A 14,204-nucleotide genomic window follows, 5' to 3' on the forward strand; every position below is an offset into this window, starting at 1 on the left:
GGTCAATAGATATGAAAGCCCCGCAGGCCGGTCGCCTCGCTCAGCTGCGTTTCGATGCCGTCTACGCGGGCATGGGGCGGCCCCTGCTTCAGCCAGTGCACCAGCCGCTCCAGGTCATCGGGCCAGCCCTCGGCCACCACTTCCACCCGGCCATCTGTGAGGTTCTCGGCGTAGCCGCTGAGGTCTATATCCCGGGCACGGCGCTGCGCGAAGTAGCGGTACCCCACCCCCTGCACCTGCCCGGACACCAAAGCGGTCAGGCGCTGCTTCTTGTCGCTGTCGGTCATGGGGCTCAGCCTAGAGGATTTGCCTGCGGCTCAGGGTGCACCCGTCCCTCTTCCCGCACCCGCCACTCGAAGCGCACGGCCCCGTACTCCACCCCCATCACCAGCGGGCAGCCAGGCAGCTGGGCGCCCACCCAGGCGGGAGATGGAAAAGTCAGCCCGCCAAACGCAGGCTGCGAGAGCAGGCGCTGAAGCGGGCCAGCGGTGTCCAGCAGGTACATCAGCCAGAGGCCGCCGCCAGGTCGCAGCACCCGCGCCGCTTCGCTCAGCAGGCGGGCGGGTGAATGGGTTTCGTTGAGGGTGGCTCCAATCGTTACGCCGTCAAACTGCGCCGCCCACGGCAGCGGCAAGGCTTCGGCATTGGCCTTCACGAAGCTGATCCCCAGCCCCGCCGTGCGCCGCGCCGCTTCACGCAGCATGGCAGGGCTGAGGTCGGCGGCCACCACTTCTGCGCCTGCTTGTGCCAGCAGCGCCGCATAAAACCCCGCGCTGGTGCCGATATCCAGCCAGCGCTGCCCCACTTGCGGGCGGGCCTGCTGCAGAAACAACGCCTCCTCACGCCGCAGTGCAAACGGCTGACCGCTGAGCAGCGTGAGCGACTGCGCCCGCCAGAGCGAGTAGCCCAGGGCCACCGGCGGGACAAAGTTGCTGCGCTGCGCCAGGGTCAGCCGGTGGGTCATGGTCCGTGAGCCGCCACGCCTCAGAACAGCGGCAGATGGCCCAGAGCCGTCACTTCGGGGCGCTCGTCGCCTTCGGTAAAGACCGCCAGCACCGCGCCGAGGTCGCCGCCCACCGCCGTGATGATTTCCTGCAAAGAATGCAGCGTGCCGCCGCTGGACACCACATCGTCCACGATGGCGACCCGCTGGCCGCGTACCTTTTCCACATCCAGGCCGTCCATCACCAGGGTTTGCGGCTTGCCGGTCGTGATACTGACCACCTCACGCACCACGGGGTTCACCATGTAGGGCTTCTGGGTCTTGCGAACCACGATGTAAGGCAGGCCCGACTCGCGGCTGATGACGTGCGCCAGCGACAGCGCCTTGACCTCGGGGGTAATCAGGATTTTGATGTCCTCGGGGATGAGTTTCGCCAGTTCCTTGCCCGCTTCTTCGGTGATGGCGGTGTCACCGAGCATAGGTAGTGGCTGTACCAACGTGATCTACTGACAGGATGCCGGAGTGCCCAGCCTGTCAAAGCACACACACTGTCAAAAATGGGAAGGCCAAAAATGGCACCCAGACCTACTTATGTAAGGGTTGTGGCCGTCGTTTCCACCCGGAGGCCCGCCCTATAGCGCACAGTGAAGCGACCCGGCAACAAATTCTTGATGCTGTCCACGAGCGGATGAGTCTGAGAGGAGTACAGCGCGTCTTTGGTGTTCACCGCAACACCGTGATCCGGTGGATAAAAAAGGGGCCCGTGAAGTGATGCAGACTGGTACAGTCTGCATGACACCTCCAGAAGAAGTGGTCATTGAGCTGGATGAAATGTGGACCTTCGTTGCCAAGAAAAAACAGACGAGGTGGATCTGGATTGCCCTGGAGCGCAGCACCCGCAGGGTGCTGGCCTGGGTATTGGGTGACCGCAGTGAGCAAACAGCGTTCAAGCTCTGGGAACGCTTACCATTGTCCCTTGAGCAGCGACTGAAAGGGACGTTTTGCACCGATCTGTGGCGAGCCTACGATGAACCGCTCTTGGGGGTAAAGCGGCTAACCCGGAAGGGAGAAACGAATCATGTCGAACGATTGAACTGCACGCTGAGACAGCGGCTGGGTCGGCTTGTTCGTAAGTCGTTGTCTTTCTCGAAGACGGACGAAATGCTCGAAGCCAGCCTGACTCTGGCCTTCCACCGATACAACTTGTCACGTTGATGCAGCCACTACCCGAGCATATTGAACAGCGCCACATTCACGGTGTCGGAAACGGGCACCACGGGCAGGTCACGGGTGAGTGACCCAATCTGAACGCGGTGGGTGCGGAGGGGGGCTGAATCAGTCATAACAGGCAGTGTAGCGCTGGACGCAGCCCGCCCCCGCCATAAAAACGGCTCCCTCATGCAGAAGGAGCCTGGGGCAGGCGGGTGAATTTCAGCCCTGGGGACCGCCGTCAATACCGCCGCCCGTACTGGCCCCGGCGCCACCCTTCACTTCGCCTTCCAGGTCGCTGCCCGTCAGGGAGTTGGGGTCGCCCTGGCGGTCCTCGCCGTCCCAGCCACCGCTACGGCCGTCGGCGAAGCCCGGCTCGTCGTTGGGGTTGCCCATGTCCTCGGCAGCACCATCACGCAGCAGGTCCTCATTTTCCAGCTTCTCATCCGTGATTTCGGGCTTGGTGTCGTCCACCTGAACGTCCTCACCGATGTTGATGTTCATGTCGTCTGGGTTGGTCATAGCTGTGAAGATACCCCGCTGACCGCCGGGTCACAGGCTTGCTTCAATGAAAGCCCAACATGCTGCAGTGCTTCCGCCCAAATCCCCCGATCTCAATATGACGCGGTTGATATCGGGAATTTGGAAAATAGATATTGAATATCTTGACATCTGCTCGGCACCAGATTTACAGTCGGGGAGTGAAGTCGTGCAGTGCGTCCCATGACAGCTGTTGCTGTCCCGCCTATGCGGGTCCGGCAGGTGGCTGGGTGGGCCAGCGCCGCTCCTGACCTCTCCCCCCCCCGGCTGCTCTGTTTCCCAACTGCTGCCTCAGACCCTGCCAGGACAAGGCCCACCCGGTTTCTCTGCGCTCTCGCCCGGAAATCTGCTGCGACCTTGTCCGTTGCCGTTTTGTCACCTTTCCACTGCTGCGCTGCCCGCGCGCCCCTTAAGGAGTGTTGATTCGCATGACCCTAGGTATTCTCCTCGCCGTTGCCGTGCTGCTCGGCCTGTTCGCGCTGCTGCGCTGGATGGACCTGCGCCACTATTCGTTCTCCAACCGCGTCTTTACGGCGCTGGGGCTGGGGCTGCTGCTGGGCGGAGCGCTCGGCGTACTGGCTGGCCCCAACCCCGAGCTGCTCGCGGGCATCCGCGACTGGTACTCGCTGGCAGGCAGCGGCTACGTGAGGCTGCTGCAAATGATTGCCATGCCGCTGGTCTTTATCTCTATCCTTGCGGCGCTGACCCGCATGGAGCCGGGGCGCAACCTGGCAGGTACGGCGGGGCGCATCATCGGCTGGCTGGTGGGCCTGACCGCCATTGCCGCGCTGGTGGGCATGGGTACGGCGGCGCTGTTCGGGCTGGACGCCTCGCAGATTATGCAGGGCCAGGCCGAGCTGGAACGTGGAGCCAGCATCGTGGAAAAAGCCGCCACGGTAGGCGAGCAAAGCGTGCCTCAGCGCCTGCTGGAGCTGCTGCCCACCAATCCCTTCTTAGACCTGACCGGAGCGCGGCCCACCTCTACCATCGCCACCGTCATCTTTGCGGCGCTGCTGGGCGTAGCCTACCTGGGCGTGGCCCAGAAGAAACCCGCCGAAGCTGCTACCTTCCGTGCGGGCGTGGACGCCATTCATGCCGTGATTATGCGGCTGGTGCAGCTCATCTTGCGGCTGACCCCCTACGGTGTGCTGGCAATTCTGGCCTCGACCATCGCGGGCACCAACTACGGCGCGGTGTTGGACCTGGGCAAATTCGTGATTGCCAGCTACGTGGCGCTGGGCGTGATGCTGCTGGTGCATCTCGCGGCGCTGGCCCTGCGCGGCCTGAACCCTGTCACCTACCTGAAGAAAGCCGCGCCCGTGCTGCTGTTTGCCTTCAGCTCCCGTTCCAGCGCAGGCACGCTGCCCATGAACGTGCAGGCGCAGCGTGAGCAGCTCGGCGTAGAAGAAGGCACCGCCAACCTGGCTGGCTCGCTGGGTATTTCGATTGGGCAAAACGGCTGCGCGGGCGTGTACCCCGCCATGCTCGCCTTCATGATTGCGCCTGCGGTGGGCATCAATCCCCTAGACCCCGCCTTTATCGCCACCCTGACGGGCGTGGTGGCCCTCAGCTCCTTCGGCGTGGCGGGCGTGGGCGGCGGCGCGACATTTGCCGCCATCTTGGTGCTGTCGGCCATGAACTTGCCCGTAGCACTGGCAGGCATCCTGATTTCGGTAGAACCCCTGATTGACATGGGCCGCACCGCCCTGAACGTGAGCGGCAGCATGGTGGCGGGCACACTCACCAGCCGCAGCGAAGGCACGCTGGACAAGGGCCACTTTGACGGCGAGAGCAGCGGCGGAATGGTGGTGGCGGGGGACTGAGAGTTGACCACCAGCAACCGATAAGACAGCAAAAGGCGGCGAGCGCTCAGATGCTCGCCGCCTTTCTCCATATTTGCTTCAGCCCTCGCTGCTGTAGGCCACCACGCCGCCCACTACCGTCAGCACGGGCCAGCCCTTCAGCGTCTCGCCCGCGTAGGGGCAGAACTTGGCCTTGCTCTGGAAAGTGGCGGGGTTGACCTTGCGCTCGGTGTCGGGGTCAAACACCAGCAGGTCGGCGGGAGCGCCTGCTTCCAGGCTCGGCTCGGGCCAGCCCAGGACGCGAGCGGGGCCAGCGGTCATCAGGTCCACCAGTTTTTCCAGGCCCAGCTTCTCGGCAAAGCGGGTGTACATCACGGGCCAGGCCACCTCGATGTAAGGGATGCCGAAGGGCGCTTCGAGCAGGTCGCGCTCCTTTTCGGCGCGGGTGTGCGGGGCATGGTCGGTGCCGATGCAGTCCACCGTGCCGTCCAGCAGGCCCTCGAACAGCGCATCGGCGTCAGCTTGAGTACGCAGGGGCGGAGCCACCTTGTACACCGCGTCAAAGGAACGCAGTTTCTCATCGGTCAGGGTGAGGTGGTGTGGGCTGACCTCGCAGGTCACGGGCAGGCCGCGCCGTTTGGCCTCGCGCACCCGCTCCAGCCCCGCCGCGCTGCTGAGGTGCTGCACGTGCAGGCGGGGGCTGTTGCCGCGCTCGTGCAGCCACGCCACAATTTCCACGTCGCGGGCGATGCGGGCGGCTTCAGCGGCAGTGGGGTTGCCTGGCACGCCCAGCGCCTGCGACACTTCGCCCTCGTTCATCACCCCGTCAGCCCGCAGGGTAGCGTCTTCGGCATGAACGCTGACTACCATGCCGAGGCTTCCGGCGTATTCCAGGCCCAGGCGCAGCACACGGGCATTTTCGTTGGTGCGGCCATCGTCGGTGAACATCACGGCCCCCGCTTCCTTGAGGGCGCTCAGTTCGGCCAACTGCTCACCCTTCTGGCCCTTGGTCAGCGCTGCCGACACATGCAGCCGTGCCAGTCCCAGCGCCGCCGCCTTGTCCTGCAAGGTGCGGATGATGGCGGGGTCGTCAATCACGGGGGTCGTGTTGGGCATACAGACCACGTTGCCGTAGCCGCCCGCCGCCGCCGCCGCCAGGCCGCTCGCCAGGTCTTCTTTTTCGGTCTGCCCTGGCTCACGCAGGTGCGCGTGCGGCTCGGTCAGCGCGGGGATAATGGTGCCGCCGCGCCCGTCTACCGTCTCGCCGTGCTGGTCTTCGGGCAGGTTCCAGCCCAGGATTTTGCCGTCTTCGATGGTGACGCTCTCGCGCTCGCTGGAGCCGAGGCGTTTGACGTTGGTAATGGTGAGGTTCATCTTTTACTCCTTTTAAGTAGATGGTAAGGGCTTAGAGTCCCCAGATATCCGCGTAATCCTGCGTTTTTAGTCCCAAAACCCTGATTTCTCCGCAACTGGCCCAGCCGCCCGCATAAGCCCCATGAGGCCGGTCTGTTCTCCATCCGGCGGGCAGGCTTGCATTGGACCGCAGACGAAAAACAAGAAACGGCGCTGTCTTTTTCTCGCTGCCTCCGCCCGTCATATCCTCTGAACGCATCGGCCACCACTCCACGCGGCAGTCCGCTACAAAACGGGAATCCAGAGGTGCAAACTTGCGGCAATCGGGGCGCTCATCACCCAGTAGCCAGCGCAGCCAGGGGTGGCGCGGGGTAACCTGAACGCTTGACGTTTCCGCCCTCTGCGCCACTTGCCGCAGTTGCCACTGCACATGCTCCTGCGGCGAGCCACGCTGCAAAAAATTGACGAACACTCCAGCGCGGCCCTTGTCGTGAATATCCAGCATCTCTTCCAACCCAAAAGTATGCGTTAGCCGCAGGTGCTGCGGGCTGAGCCGCTTGCTGAGCAGTTGGTCGGGCGCTGTATGCCAAGCATCTTGAGCCACCCGAGTGACTTGAGTGCCCGCTGGCAGGCGGTAGCAGAACACGCGCCCAAACTCGCCCGCCTTTGCTTGCCAATCTGCGCTACAGGGGCGCGTTTGCCAGTGGTGCGGCTGGGGCATGGGCGCATCCCAGGGAATCATGGCCAGCGCTGGACTACAGGCCAACCCCGCAGACGGCAGCACCACAGCCAGCAGCATAGGCAGGGTGCGCCAGTTCTTGAGGGATGGTCGGTCAGTCGTCATGCTTCAGGTTGCCTGCTGGCGGTTAAACCCAGCTTCAGTCCCGCCCGACCAGCAGGCTATACAGCACCGCCATCCGCACCGCCTGGCCGTTTTCGACCTGCTTGAGGATGCGGCTGCTTTCGCCGTCGGCAATCTCAGAGCTGATTTCCACGTCGCGGTTAATCGGGCCGGGGTGCAGGGCAATCGCGCCCGACTCGGCCTCGGCCATCAGGGCGGAATTCACCTGATAGGTGTCGATGTAGTCCTGCAAGCTGGCGAGGTAGCCGCCTTCCATCCGCTCGTGCTGCAGCCGTAGCGCCATCACTGCGTGAGCGCCGCGCACCGCTTCAAGGGGATTGGTGGTCACGGTCACGCCAGGCATCTGGCCGAGTTCCAGAGGCAGCAGGGTGGCGGGGCCGCACAGCACAACTTCCGCGCCCAGCTTGGGCAGCAGCTCGGCGTTGGAGCGGGCCACGCGGCTGTGCAGGATATCCCCGATGATGGCGACTTTTTTGCCCTTCAGGTCGCCGTACTCCTGGCGAATGGTGTAGGCGTCCAGCAGCGCCTGAGTGGGGTGGGCGCGGCGGCCATCGCCCGCGTTAATCACGGGCTTGCCGCTGTAGCGGGCCACCAGATGCGCGGCTCCGCTGGCGGCGTGGCGCACCACGTAAGCGTCCACCTGATAGGAGGTGAGCGTTTCGATGGTGTCGCGTAGGCTCTCGCCCTTGCTGAGGCTGGACGAACTCGCGGCGAAGCTCACCACGTCGGCGCTCATGCGCTTGGCGGCCAGCTCGAAGCTGATTTTGGTGCGGGTAGAGTTCTCGAAAAAAGCGGTGCAGACGCTGAGGCCTTGCAGGGCAGGCACTTTTTTGACCGGGCGCGAGAGCACTTGCAGCATGGTGTCGCTGCTTTCGAGCAGGCCTTGCAGGCGCTCGGGGGACCAACCCTCGAAGTCCAGCAGGTTGCGGGGGCGGCCACTGATTCCTGCGGCGGTCATGCGTGCTCACCCCTGCGGTCCAGGCCGGCTTCCCGGTCCAGTTCAGGCCGGTCCCACAGCTCCACACTGTCGGTGCCGTCGGTCTCCTGCAGTTTCACCTTGACCACCTCGTCCTGTGCGGTGGGCAGGTTCTTGCCCACGTAGTCGGCGCGAATGGGCAGCTCGCGGTGCCCCCGGTCCACCAGCACGGCCAGCTGAATGCCGGTGGGCCGCCCGATGTCTATCAGAGCGTCCAGCGCGGCGCGGACCGTGCGGCCGGTAAACAGCACGTCGTCCACCAGAATCACCCGGCGCTGCGCCAGGTCGAACGGCACCTGCGTCTCGCGGATGATGGGCTGCCGGGCCACTTCGCTCAGGTCGTCGCGGTAGAGGGTGATGTCCAGGCTGCCGGTGGGCACCTCTACCCCCTCCAGCTCGCTGAGCTTGGCGGCCAGGCGGGCGGCCAGCGGAATGCCGCGTGTATGCACGCCGATCAGGGCCAGGCCCTCGGCGCCCTTGTTACGCTCGATAATCTCGTGGGCAATGCGGGTCATGGCGCGGCGCACTTCATGGCTGTCCAGAATCACGGCCTTGGGCTGTGCAGTGTCAGGCATACGCAGCCTCCGGCGCACAAAAAAAATCACCGCTCAGCATGGGCTGACGGCTCGTATCGGTCTGGTTCATGGCGTCTCCTTCTCCTGCCTCACGGGGCGGGTGCAGCCTCACAGGACTGCTGGAAAAAAGGATGTGGGGGCAACTTCAGGCCAGCGGACTTTCCACCGGCTGGTTAGCAGCATAACACCGGGCGCTTGGGAGCAGGCCGCGGGGCGTCTCCCCACAGCCGTTCGCGGAACTGCGTGTCTGCTCAGAAAGCACCGGCAGTCTCCCTCTGCTCCGCACTCGCTTCAGGCGTCAGGAAGATCTTCATTTTTTTGCCGAATGCTCCAGCTGCGCTGCCAGTTGCTGCCACATCTCCCCCGCCGGGTCGAGCAGCGGCACCGGGCTGAGGGGGGCCAGCGCGGCCCCGAACGCTGGGAAATGCGTGCAGCCCAGGATGATGGCCTCGGCTCCCAAGCGGGACAGCAGCGACGTCAACTCGGCCAGGTGGAACGCCTGCACGGTGTCCTGCGGAGACCGGCCCTGCTCGACCGCGTCGGCCAGGTCCAGCTGCGCGAACTGTATGAGCCGCAACTCCGGGTTGGCATGCAGCAGGGTGCGCTCGATGCCGGCGTGGCCGCTGGCGTTGGCAGCCATGACGCCCAACGCGCGGTACTCGTGCGCCCACTCGCGGTAGGCGTGCAGCGGGGTAACCAGCGGCAAGCCCAGTTCGGTCCCCAGAGCAGACAGGTCGGTGGCCCCACTCAGCGAGTTGCAGTAGATATAGGCGCCGTGTGCGCCCTGGGCCTGCACGCCGCGCAGCACCTCACACATGTGCTGCTGGCGGAACTCCGGCCCAGCGTTCTGAAACAGGGTCTGTGCGCGGGGCGACTCGGAGACGGACTGCTCCAGCAGGTTCAGCTCAGGCGCCAACCGCGCCAGCACTTCAGCGCCCAGGCAGGTGTCCTGCGGGCTTCCCCCGATAACGGCCACGGTTCGCATGGCTCAACATAACAGAGTGCCCACCAGAACAATGGAAGCCTGGAGGGCAGAAAACAGCGTCATTCGTTCAGAAACCGGGCGTAGCTTTGACGCAGCTTGGCAACTTTGGGCCCCACCACGGCGCTGCAGTAGGGATTCTGCGGGTTGTTGGCGTAGTAGTCCTGGTGGTACTCCTCAGCCACGTAGAACTCGCTGGGTTCCTCAATGCTGGTCACGATGGCGCCGCCGAAGGTGCTGGTGTTCAGCTCCTCTATCACCGCCTGAGCCTCGGCACGCTGGGCATCCGTCAGGGGAAACAGGGCGCTGCGGTACTGGGTGCCCCGGTCAGCGCCCTGGCGGTTGAGGGTGGTGGGGTCGTGCGTGCCGAAAAAGATGTGCAGCAGGTCGCGGTAACTTACCTCGGCAGGGTCGAAGGTCACCCGCACCGCTTCGGCATGGCCGGTGACGCCGGTGCAGACCTGCTCGTAGCTGGGGTTGGGCCGCCGGCCACCGATGTAACCGCTTTCCACCTGCTGCACGCCTCGCACACGCAGCATGACTGCTTCGGTACACCAGAAGCAGCCGCCAGCAAAGATGGCCTGTTCGGACGGATGGGCTTGAGTCATGCCCCATGATGTTCCTGCGGAAGCAGCGCAACACTGCTGCAGTTCACCAAGCGCCCCGGAAGCGAAGCAGCCGCAAGGCAATATAAAAAAACCACCCCGTTAAGGAGTGGTGGTCATTTTGGTTGCAGGGACAGGATTTGAACCTGCGACCTCCGGGTTATGAGCCCGACGAGCTACCAGACTGCTCTACCCTGCGTTATTTCGCGTGGCTGTTTCCAGCGCTCAAAAATAATAAGGCTGGAGGGCGATTTTGTCAAGGTGTGCCGGGGTGGGCAGGCAGTGGGGCCTCAGCTGAGGCGGTCCAGCACTTCCAGCCGCACTTCTTCAAAGGCGTCGAAAAACTCGTCTTCCAGGTCAAGGTCGCGCTCCAGGGCGTCCTGCTCCGTGTGCAGCTGGGCGTGGGTCCAGCGCAGCCGGGCCTCGCTGGCCGAGTAAACGTTGCCCTTGGCCGCCACGTACTCGGCGGCATGCCGCACTGCCGCCACCGGGTCGGAGGTGGGCGCCACCACCGAAAGGTTCCGCAGGTCGCCCTGGTCGTTGACCAGCGAACAGGTCACTTCCAGGCGCTGACCCTTGCGGGCCAGAAACACCTGGTCCACCCGCCACATCGCCGTGGCCCGGATGGGGCGGCGGTCGGTATCACGGGGACGGCCTCGGCGCTTCATCTGGAACCTGTGTAGTGGGAATCGCTGTGGTGGCCGGTATGGTGGGCCCCGGCAGCACCTGCCGCCACCCCCGGTGCGGCGGCGGCTTCAGGCGGCCAGACCGTGACCGGAGACCAGCCCAGCAGGGCGCGGCCGGCAGCGTGGGCCACCGCTTCGAATTCGGGGTCGCCCGGCACCACGAACACCGGCGCCATCCAGCTCAGGCGGGCTTCCAGGCGGCCCATCACGCTGTCCCAGCGGGCCAGCGGGCCGGTCAGCACAATGGCATCGGGGCGGGCGGTCAGCGCTCCTGCCTGCTGCCCCACCGCGCAGGCCACCTGATGAACGAATGCGGCGGCGGCCGCCTGCACGCGGGGGTCGGTTTCCTCGGCGGCCATCAGCTCATGCACGGTGCTGTAGCCGGTCAGTGCGCGCAGGCCGCCTTCACCCGTCCAGAACTCGGTCCAGGCATGCCGGGGAGGCCAGCCCTGCTCGCCGCCCTGTATCAGCTGCTGCAAGGTGGCGGGCGGCACCGGGCCAGCTTGCCGCAGGCCCATCGGCCCACCGCTCAGGCCCGACCCGGTGGACCCGACGGGCCGCCCACCCCGGTAGGCGGTCACACTGCTGGTGCTGCCAAGGTGGGCAGTTACCACCGCCGCCTCGCTAAAGCGCTTTCCCACGTCAAAGGCGGCCTCGCGGGCGGCCATTTCGGAATTGAGCACATGAAAACGCGGGTCGCGCTTCAGGCCGGGAATCCCGGTTTCGCGGGCTTCGGCGGGCAGTTCGGTGCTCTGCGGCAGCGGCACTGTCAGCAGCGGCACGGCCAGCGCCTGCGCCCAGGCAATCGCCAGCCGCAGGCCGCGGATGCCCAGCACGGCGCCGGTCGGCAGGTCCTGCCCAGCCAGCGCCAGGTGCTCAGGCTCAATCCGGATGACCTGCGGCCGGCCAGCCCAGTGCCCCCCGGCCGGGTCATCCCACTGGGCCAGGGTAACCACAGCGTCAGGACGGGGCCAGTCGGCCGCCGTCTGCTGCAAGCAGGCCAGAGCGCGGTCCAGGTTGAGGCCGGTGCCGTCCAGCAGTTCGCCTTCGGCAGGAAAGTCGCTGCGGGTCAGCGCAAGGTCCAGCCGGCTGTCCGGTGCCGGCAGCGAGGACTCCGCTGCGGCCTCTGTTTCAGGAAGATTGAGTTCGGCCAGCGCCACTTTCAGGCGGCTGCTGCTCACGCTCAGTACGTACACGCGCATAAACAGTCCAGTTTAGCAAAGCGGCCCGGACACTGTGTGCTGCAATATGCAGATTCCGGGTCTAGTCCGGCGCCGATTCCGTTACGAAGAACTGTGCCGAGGGGCACCACTCCCGCAGCACACACGCGGGGCATCTGGGAGCATGGCGGGTGCAGATTTCACGTCCATGGCGCACTCCGGCACGGTGAAAGGCGGCCCGCAGGGGAGCGTCCGCTGGCAGCACGCCTTCCAGCCACAGCTCCTGGCGGTCGGCCTTCCAGCCGGGCGGTACCACTTCCAGGCGGTGCAGCAGCCGCTCGATGTTGCTGTCTACCGCTGCCGCCGGCTGCGCCAGATGAAACAGCAGCAGAAGGCTGGCGGTGCGCTGCCCCACACCGGGGAGCGCCTGAAGCACCGTGCGGGCCTCGGCCGGGGGTAGGCGGTGCAGAAAGCGCAGGGAAGGCCGCCCCCGCTCCTCTTCCAGCCGGCGCAGGATGCCCCACACTGCCCTGGACTTGGAGCAGGCCAGGCCGCCGCCGGCACCGCGCAGCACAGTTTCTATCTCTTCCGGCTCGGCCAGCAGGGCAGCTTCCCAGTGTGGATAGGCAGCCTTCAGGGCTTCCCACTGCCGCTGGGCCACGGCCCAGGTGTTCTGCTGGGCCAGAATCAGGCGGATCAGGCCGTCCAGCGGCTCGGGATTGGGGGTCAGGGAGACGCCGCCAGGGCCAAATCCATGCGCGTCCAGCAGCGCCTCTATCCCCTCCATCCACCAGTCGGGCGCGGGCAGGTCAGCAGGTGTGAGACGGGGAGCGCGGGGCGCAGCCAACTTACTGGACGCGGCGCTCGGCCTTGTTGCCGGCGCGGTCGAGCACGGTGATGTCGGCGTAGATGCCCTGGGTCTCGGCATAGAAGGTGACCTTTTGGCCCACAGCGATGTTCAGGCGGCGGCCGTCCACCAGCACTTCGGCCACGCGGTCGTTGTCGGTCGCCACCCCGGCCACCCGGATGGTGTTGCCGAAGCGCTCGAAGGAAGTGATCTTCACCGTGGGCACCTGCGGGTCCAGGTCCAGGTCCATGGTCAGGGTGCTTTCGTTGCCGGCGCGGTCACGGGCCTTGAAGGTAAAGCTGTTCTGGTTGCCTTTTACCTGCGGCTGGTAGCTGAAGTACTTGATTTTGGGACTGCCGGAATCCAGCGGCACGGACTGCCCGTTGATGGTAAGCTGAATGGCTCCCCGGTCGTCCATCACGTATCCCTTGAGATACAGGTTCTCGGCTTTGGCGACCCCGCCGCCCTCAGGCGACGTGACCACGATACGGGGCTGGAAAGTGTCATTCTGGCGGGCACAGCTGCCCAGGCCCAGGGGCAGCAGGAGCAGCGCTCCCAGTCCCCCCCGTGTGAAGTGGGTGCCAAATCTGGAGTTTTGCCGCTGCGAACCGCTCATTGCCTGCCAGTATACGCGCACGCTCCAGGCTTCTTCTGCGGAGTGACCCGCCTCCCGGTCGGTGCTGCGGCGCGGGCGCTAGCATCTGGCCCATGACGTTCCTGCGGACCCTCACTGCGGCCATTTTCGGCTTTGCTTTCAGCCTGATTGCTTTCGCCGCCTTTTACGTGCGCGGCGACCTGGGAGCGGTGTTCCGGTATCTGGGTGCCCGCGGTGACGCCCGCCGCCTGGAAGCGGCCGGGGGCAGCCCGGAGCAGCTGGCTGCTGCACAAGCGCAGGTGCACGCCCTGGCCGACGCCGCTGCCGACCCGGATTTCGCCGTGCGGATGCTGCCGCTAGCATTGCTGCTGGGCGTGCTCGCCGGCTACGCGCTGTGGCGGCTGTTCGGGTCACGCGAGGGCCGGGCAGATGCGGGCGACGTGCAGGAGCGGATGTTGCTGCGCCTGGCCTACCGCAAGGGCGGGCGATTTAGCCTGGACGACCTGACATCCTCTTCCCCACTGACCGAGGTGCAGGCCGTGCAGGTGGTCCGCCGTATGAAAGAAGCCGGGCGGCTGAGGGATGCAGGCAGCGGGCTGTACGAGCTGGTGTAACCCTCAGTCCCAACTATTGAACAGCGCCTCGGCCCGCGTGCTGGGGCGCTCCTTTTGCACCGCCCGCGCTTCCCAGGCACCGCCAAACTCAGAGTTCAGCAGCCGGGCACGTTCGGCGGGGGTCAGGTCGGCCAGCAGCCAAGCGGGGTCCGGCAGCACCGGCACGCCGGACGCGCTCAGGGCGTCCCAGACTGGCCCACCGCCCAGCAGCGGCCAGGGGGTAACGTCCGGTTGGCAGGGCGCAGAAGCGACGGCGGCCACGTTGCCAGTCAGGAGAACATAACCCAACACCGCGCCGAGGACCGCTTCGGTGCGGTGCTGGTGCAGGTCGCCGGGTTCCGTGTGCCAGGTCCAGCCGTGCCGCTGGGCCACACTGTCCAAATGGCCCGTGACCACCTGCGGCGGCTGCGGCCCCCCGCCCCAGCGCTCGTACACGAGGCGGTTAATGACAAGAG

18 protein-coding genes and 1 tRNA gene are annotated in these 14,204 nt (G+C 65.5%); 3 read left to right on the top strand and 16 right to left on the bottom strand.

Annotated elements, in window-relative coordinates; all coding sequences use genetic code 11:
• Nucleotides 1-2: 2 nt before the first annotated feature.
• Genes DEIPR_RS07070 through DEIPR_RS07080 form a run of 3 tightly spaced genes read right to left on the bottom strand, consistent with a single transcriptional unit; the run spans nt 3 to nt 1,422 of the window.
• Nucleotides 3-287, bottom strand: a complete 285-nt coding sequence (locus DEIPR_RS07070; RefSeq protein WP_013615154.1) for an acylphosphatase — start codon at nt 285-287, stop codon at nt 3-5.
• 5 nt (nt 288-292) lie between these two features.
• Nucleotides 293-964, bottom strand: a complete 672-nt coding sequence (locus tag DEIPR_RS07075; protein WP_013615155.1) for a class I SAM-dependent methyltransferase — start codon at nt 962-964, stop codon at nt 293-295.
• A 20-nt stretch (nt 965-984) separates the two neighbouring features.
• Nucleotides 985-1,422, bottom strand: a complete 438-nt coding sequence (locus DEIPR_RS07080) for a phosphoribosyltransferase family protein (protein ID WP_041221991.1) — start codon at nt 1,420-1,422, stop codon at nt 985-987.
• 35 nt (nt 1,423-1,457) lie between these two features.
• Here DEIPR_RS07080 and DEIPR_RS07085 point away from each other — a divergent pair.
• Nucleotides 1,458-2,158, top strand: a protein-coding gene (locus tag DEIPR_RS07085) for an IS1 family transposase (protein WP_148231767.1) whose coding sequence is annotated in 2 segments (ribosomal slippage) — nt 1,458-1,692 and nt 1,692-2,158 — 702 coding nt in all. Because the reading frame shifts where the segments join, the coding sequence is not laid out codon by codon here.
• 216 nt (nt 2,159-2,374) lie between these two features.
• On the opposite strand, the gene DEIPR_RS07090 is transcribed toward DEIPR_RS07085, so the two are convergent.
• Nucleotides 2,375-2,674, bottom strand: a complete 300-nt coding sequence (locus DEIPR_RS07090) for a hypothetical protein (protein WP_013615156.1) — start codon at nt 2,672-2,674, stop codon at nt 2,375-2,377.
• 446 nt (nt 2,675-3,120) lie between these two features.
• On the opposite strand from DEIPR_RS07090, the gene DEIPR_RS07095 reads away from it, so the two are divergent.
• Complete coding sequence (locus DEIPR_RS07095; RefSeq protein ID WP_013615157.1) at nt 3,121-4,515, top strand: L-cystine transporter; 1,395 nt, start codon at nt 3,121-3,123, stop codon at nt 4,513-4,515.
• Nucleotides 4,516-4,593: 78 nt separating this feature from the next.
• Here DEIPR_RS07095 and DEIPR_RS07100 read toward each other — a convergent pair whose 3' ends face one another.
• The 11 genes from DEIPR_RS07100 to DEIPR_RS07150 form a co-directional block, all read right to left on the bottom strand.
• A complete protein-coding gene (locus DEIPR_RS07100) occupies nt 4,594-5,868 on the bottom strand; it encodes a dihydroorotase (protein WP_013615158.1) in 1,275 nt (424 codons plus the stop codon).
• Nucleotides 5,869-5,899: 31 nt separating this feature from the next.
• On the bottom strand, nt 5,900-6,691 hold the full coding sequence (locus tag DEIPR_RS07105; RefSeq protein WP_013615159.1) for a hypothetical protein: 792 nt from the start codon (nt 6,689-6,691) through the stop codon (nt 5,900-5,902).
• Between the two features lie 34 nt (nt 6,692-6,725).
• Nucleotides 6,726-7,667: an aspartate carbamoyltransferase catalytic subunit gene (locus DEIPR_RS07110; RefSeq protein WP_013615160.1), complete on the bottom strand. Its 942-nt coding sequence runs from the start codon at nt 7,665-7,667 to the stop codon at nt 6,726-6,728.
• Entirely contained in the window at nt 7,664-8,260 is a 597-nt protein-coding gene (pyrR, locus tag DEIPR_RS07115) for a bifunctional pyr operon transcriptional regulator/uracil phosphoribosyltransferase PyrR (RefSeq protein WP_013615161.1), read from the bottom strand. Before pyrR ends, DEIPR_RS07110 begins: the two co-directional genes overlap by 4 nt.
• A 310-nt stretch (nt 8,261-8,570) precedes the next feature.
• Nucleotides 8,571-9,245, bottom strand: a complete 675-nt coding sequence (locus DEIPR_RS07120) for an aspartate/glutamate racemase family protein (RefSeq protein WP_013615162.1) — start codon at nt 9,243-9,245, stop codon at nt 8,571-8,573.
• 59 nt (nt 9,246-9,304) lie between these two features.
• Entirely contained in the window at nt 9,305-9,850 is a 546-nt protein-coding gene (gene msrA / locus DEIPR_RS07125; RefSeq protein WP_013615163.1) for a peptide-methionine (S)-S-oxide reductase MsrA, read from the bottom strand.
• Between the two features lie 119 nt (nt 9,851-9,969).
• A tRNA-Met gene (locus DEIPR_RS07130) sits at nt 9,970-10,046 on the bottom strand.
• Nucleotides 10,047-10,137: 91 nt separating this feature from the next.
• On the bottom strand, nt 10,138-10,515 hold the full coding sequence (locus DEIPR_RS07135) for a hypothetical protein (RefSeq protein WP_013615164.1): 378 nt from the start codon (nt 10,513-10,515) through the stop codon (nt 10,138-10,140).
• Entirely contained in the window at nt 10,512-11,735 is a 1,224-nt protein-coding gene (locus DEIPR_RS07140) for an acetate and sugar kinases/Hsc70/actin family protein (RefSeq protein ID WP_013615165.1), read from the bottom strand. Before DEIPR_RS07140 ends, DEIPR_RS07135 begins: the two co-directional genes overlap by 4 nt.
• A gap of 61 nt (nt 11,736-11,796) precedes the next feature.
• Nucleotides 11,797-12,540 (bottom strand): endonuclease III domain-containing protein, encoded by a 744-nt coding sequence (locus tag DEIPR_RS07145; protein WP_245532689.1) that lies wholly within the window; start codon nt 12,538-12,540, stop codon nt 11,797-11,799.
• 1 nt (nt 12,541) lies between these two features.
• Nucleotides 12,542-13,156: a hypothetical protein gene (locus DEIPR_RS07150; protein ID WP_013615167.1), complete on the bottom strand. Its 615-nt coding sequence runs from the start codon at nt 13,154-13,156 to the stop codon at nt 12,542-12,544.
• Between the two features lie 92 nt (nt 13,157-13,248).
• On the opposite strand from DEIPR_RS07150, the gene DEIPR_RS07155 reads away from it, so the two are divergent.
• The gene (locus tag DEIPR_RS07155) at nt 13,249-13,749 is read left to right on the top strand and encodes a hypothetical protein (protein ID WP_013615168.1); all 501 of its coding nucleotides are present in this window, start codon (nt 13,249-13,251) and stop codon (nt 13,747-13,749) included.
• Between the two features lie 3 nt (nt 13,750-13,752).
• Here the strand turns inward: DEIPR_RS07155 and DEIPR_RS07160 are convergent, their stop codons facing one another.
• Nucleotides 13,753-14,184, bottom strand: coding sequence for a hypothetical protein (locus tag DEIPR_RS07160; protein WP_013615169.1), 432 nt, complete (start codon nt 14,182-14,184; stop codon nt 13,753-13,755).
• Between the last annotated feature and the right edge of the window lie 20 nt (nt 14,185-14,204).

It is taken from the genome of Deinococcus proteolyticus MRP (genome assembly GCF_000190555.1).
Taxonomy (GTDB): domain Bacteria; phylum Deinococcota; class Deinococci; order Deinococcales; family Deinococcaceae; genus Deinococcus; species Deinococcus proteolyticus.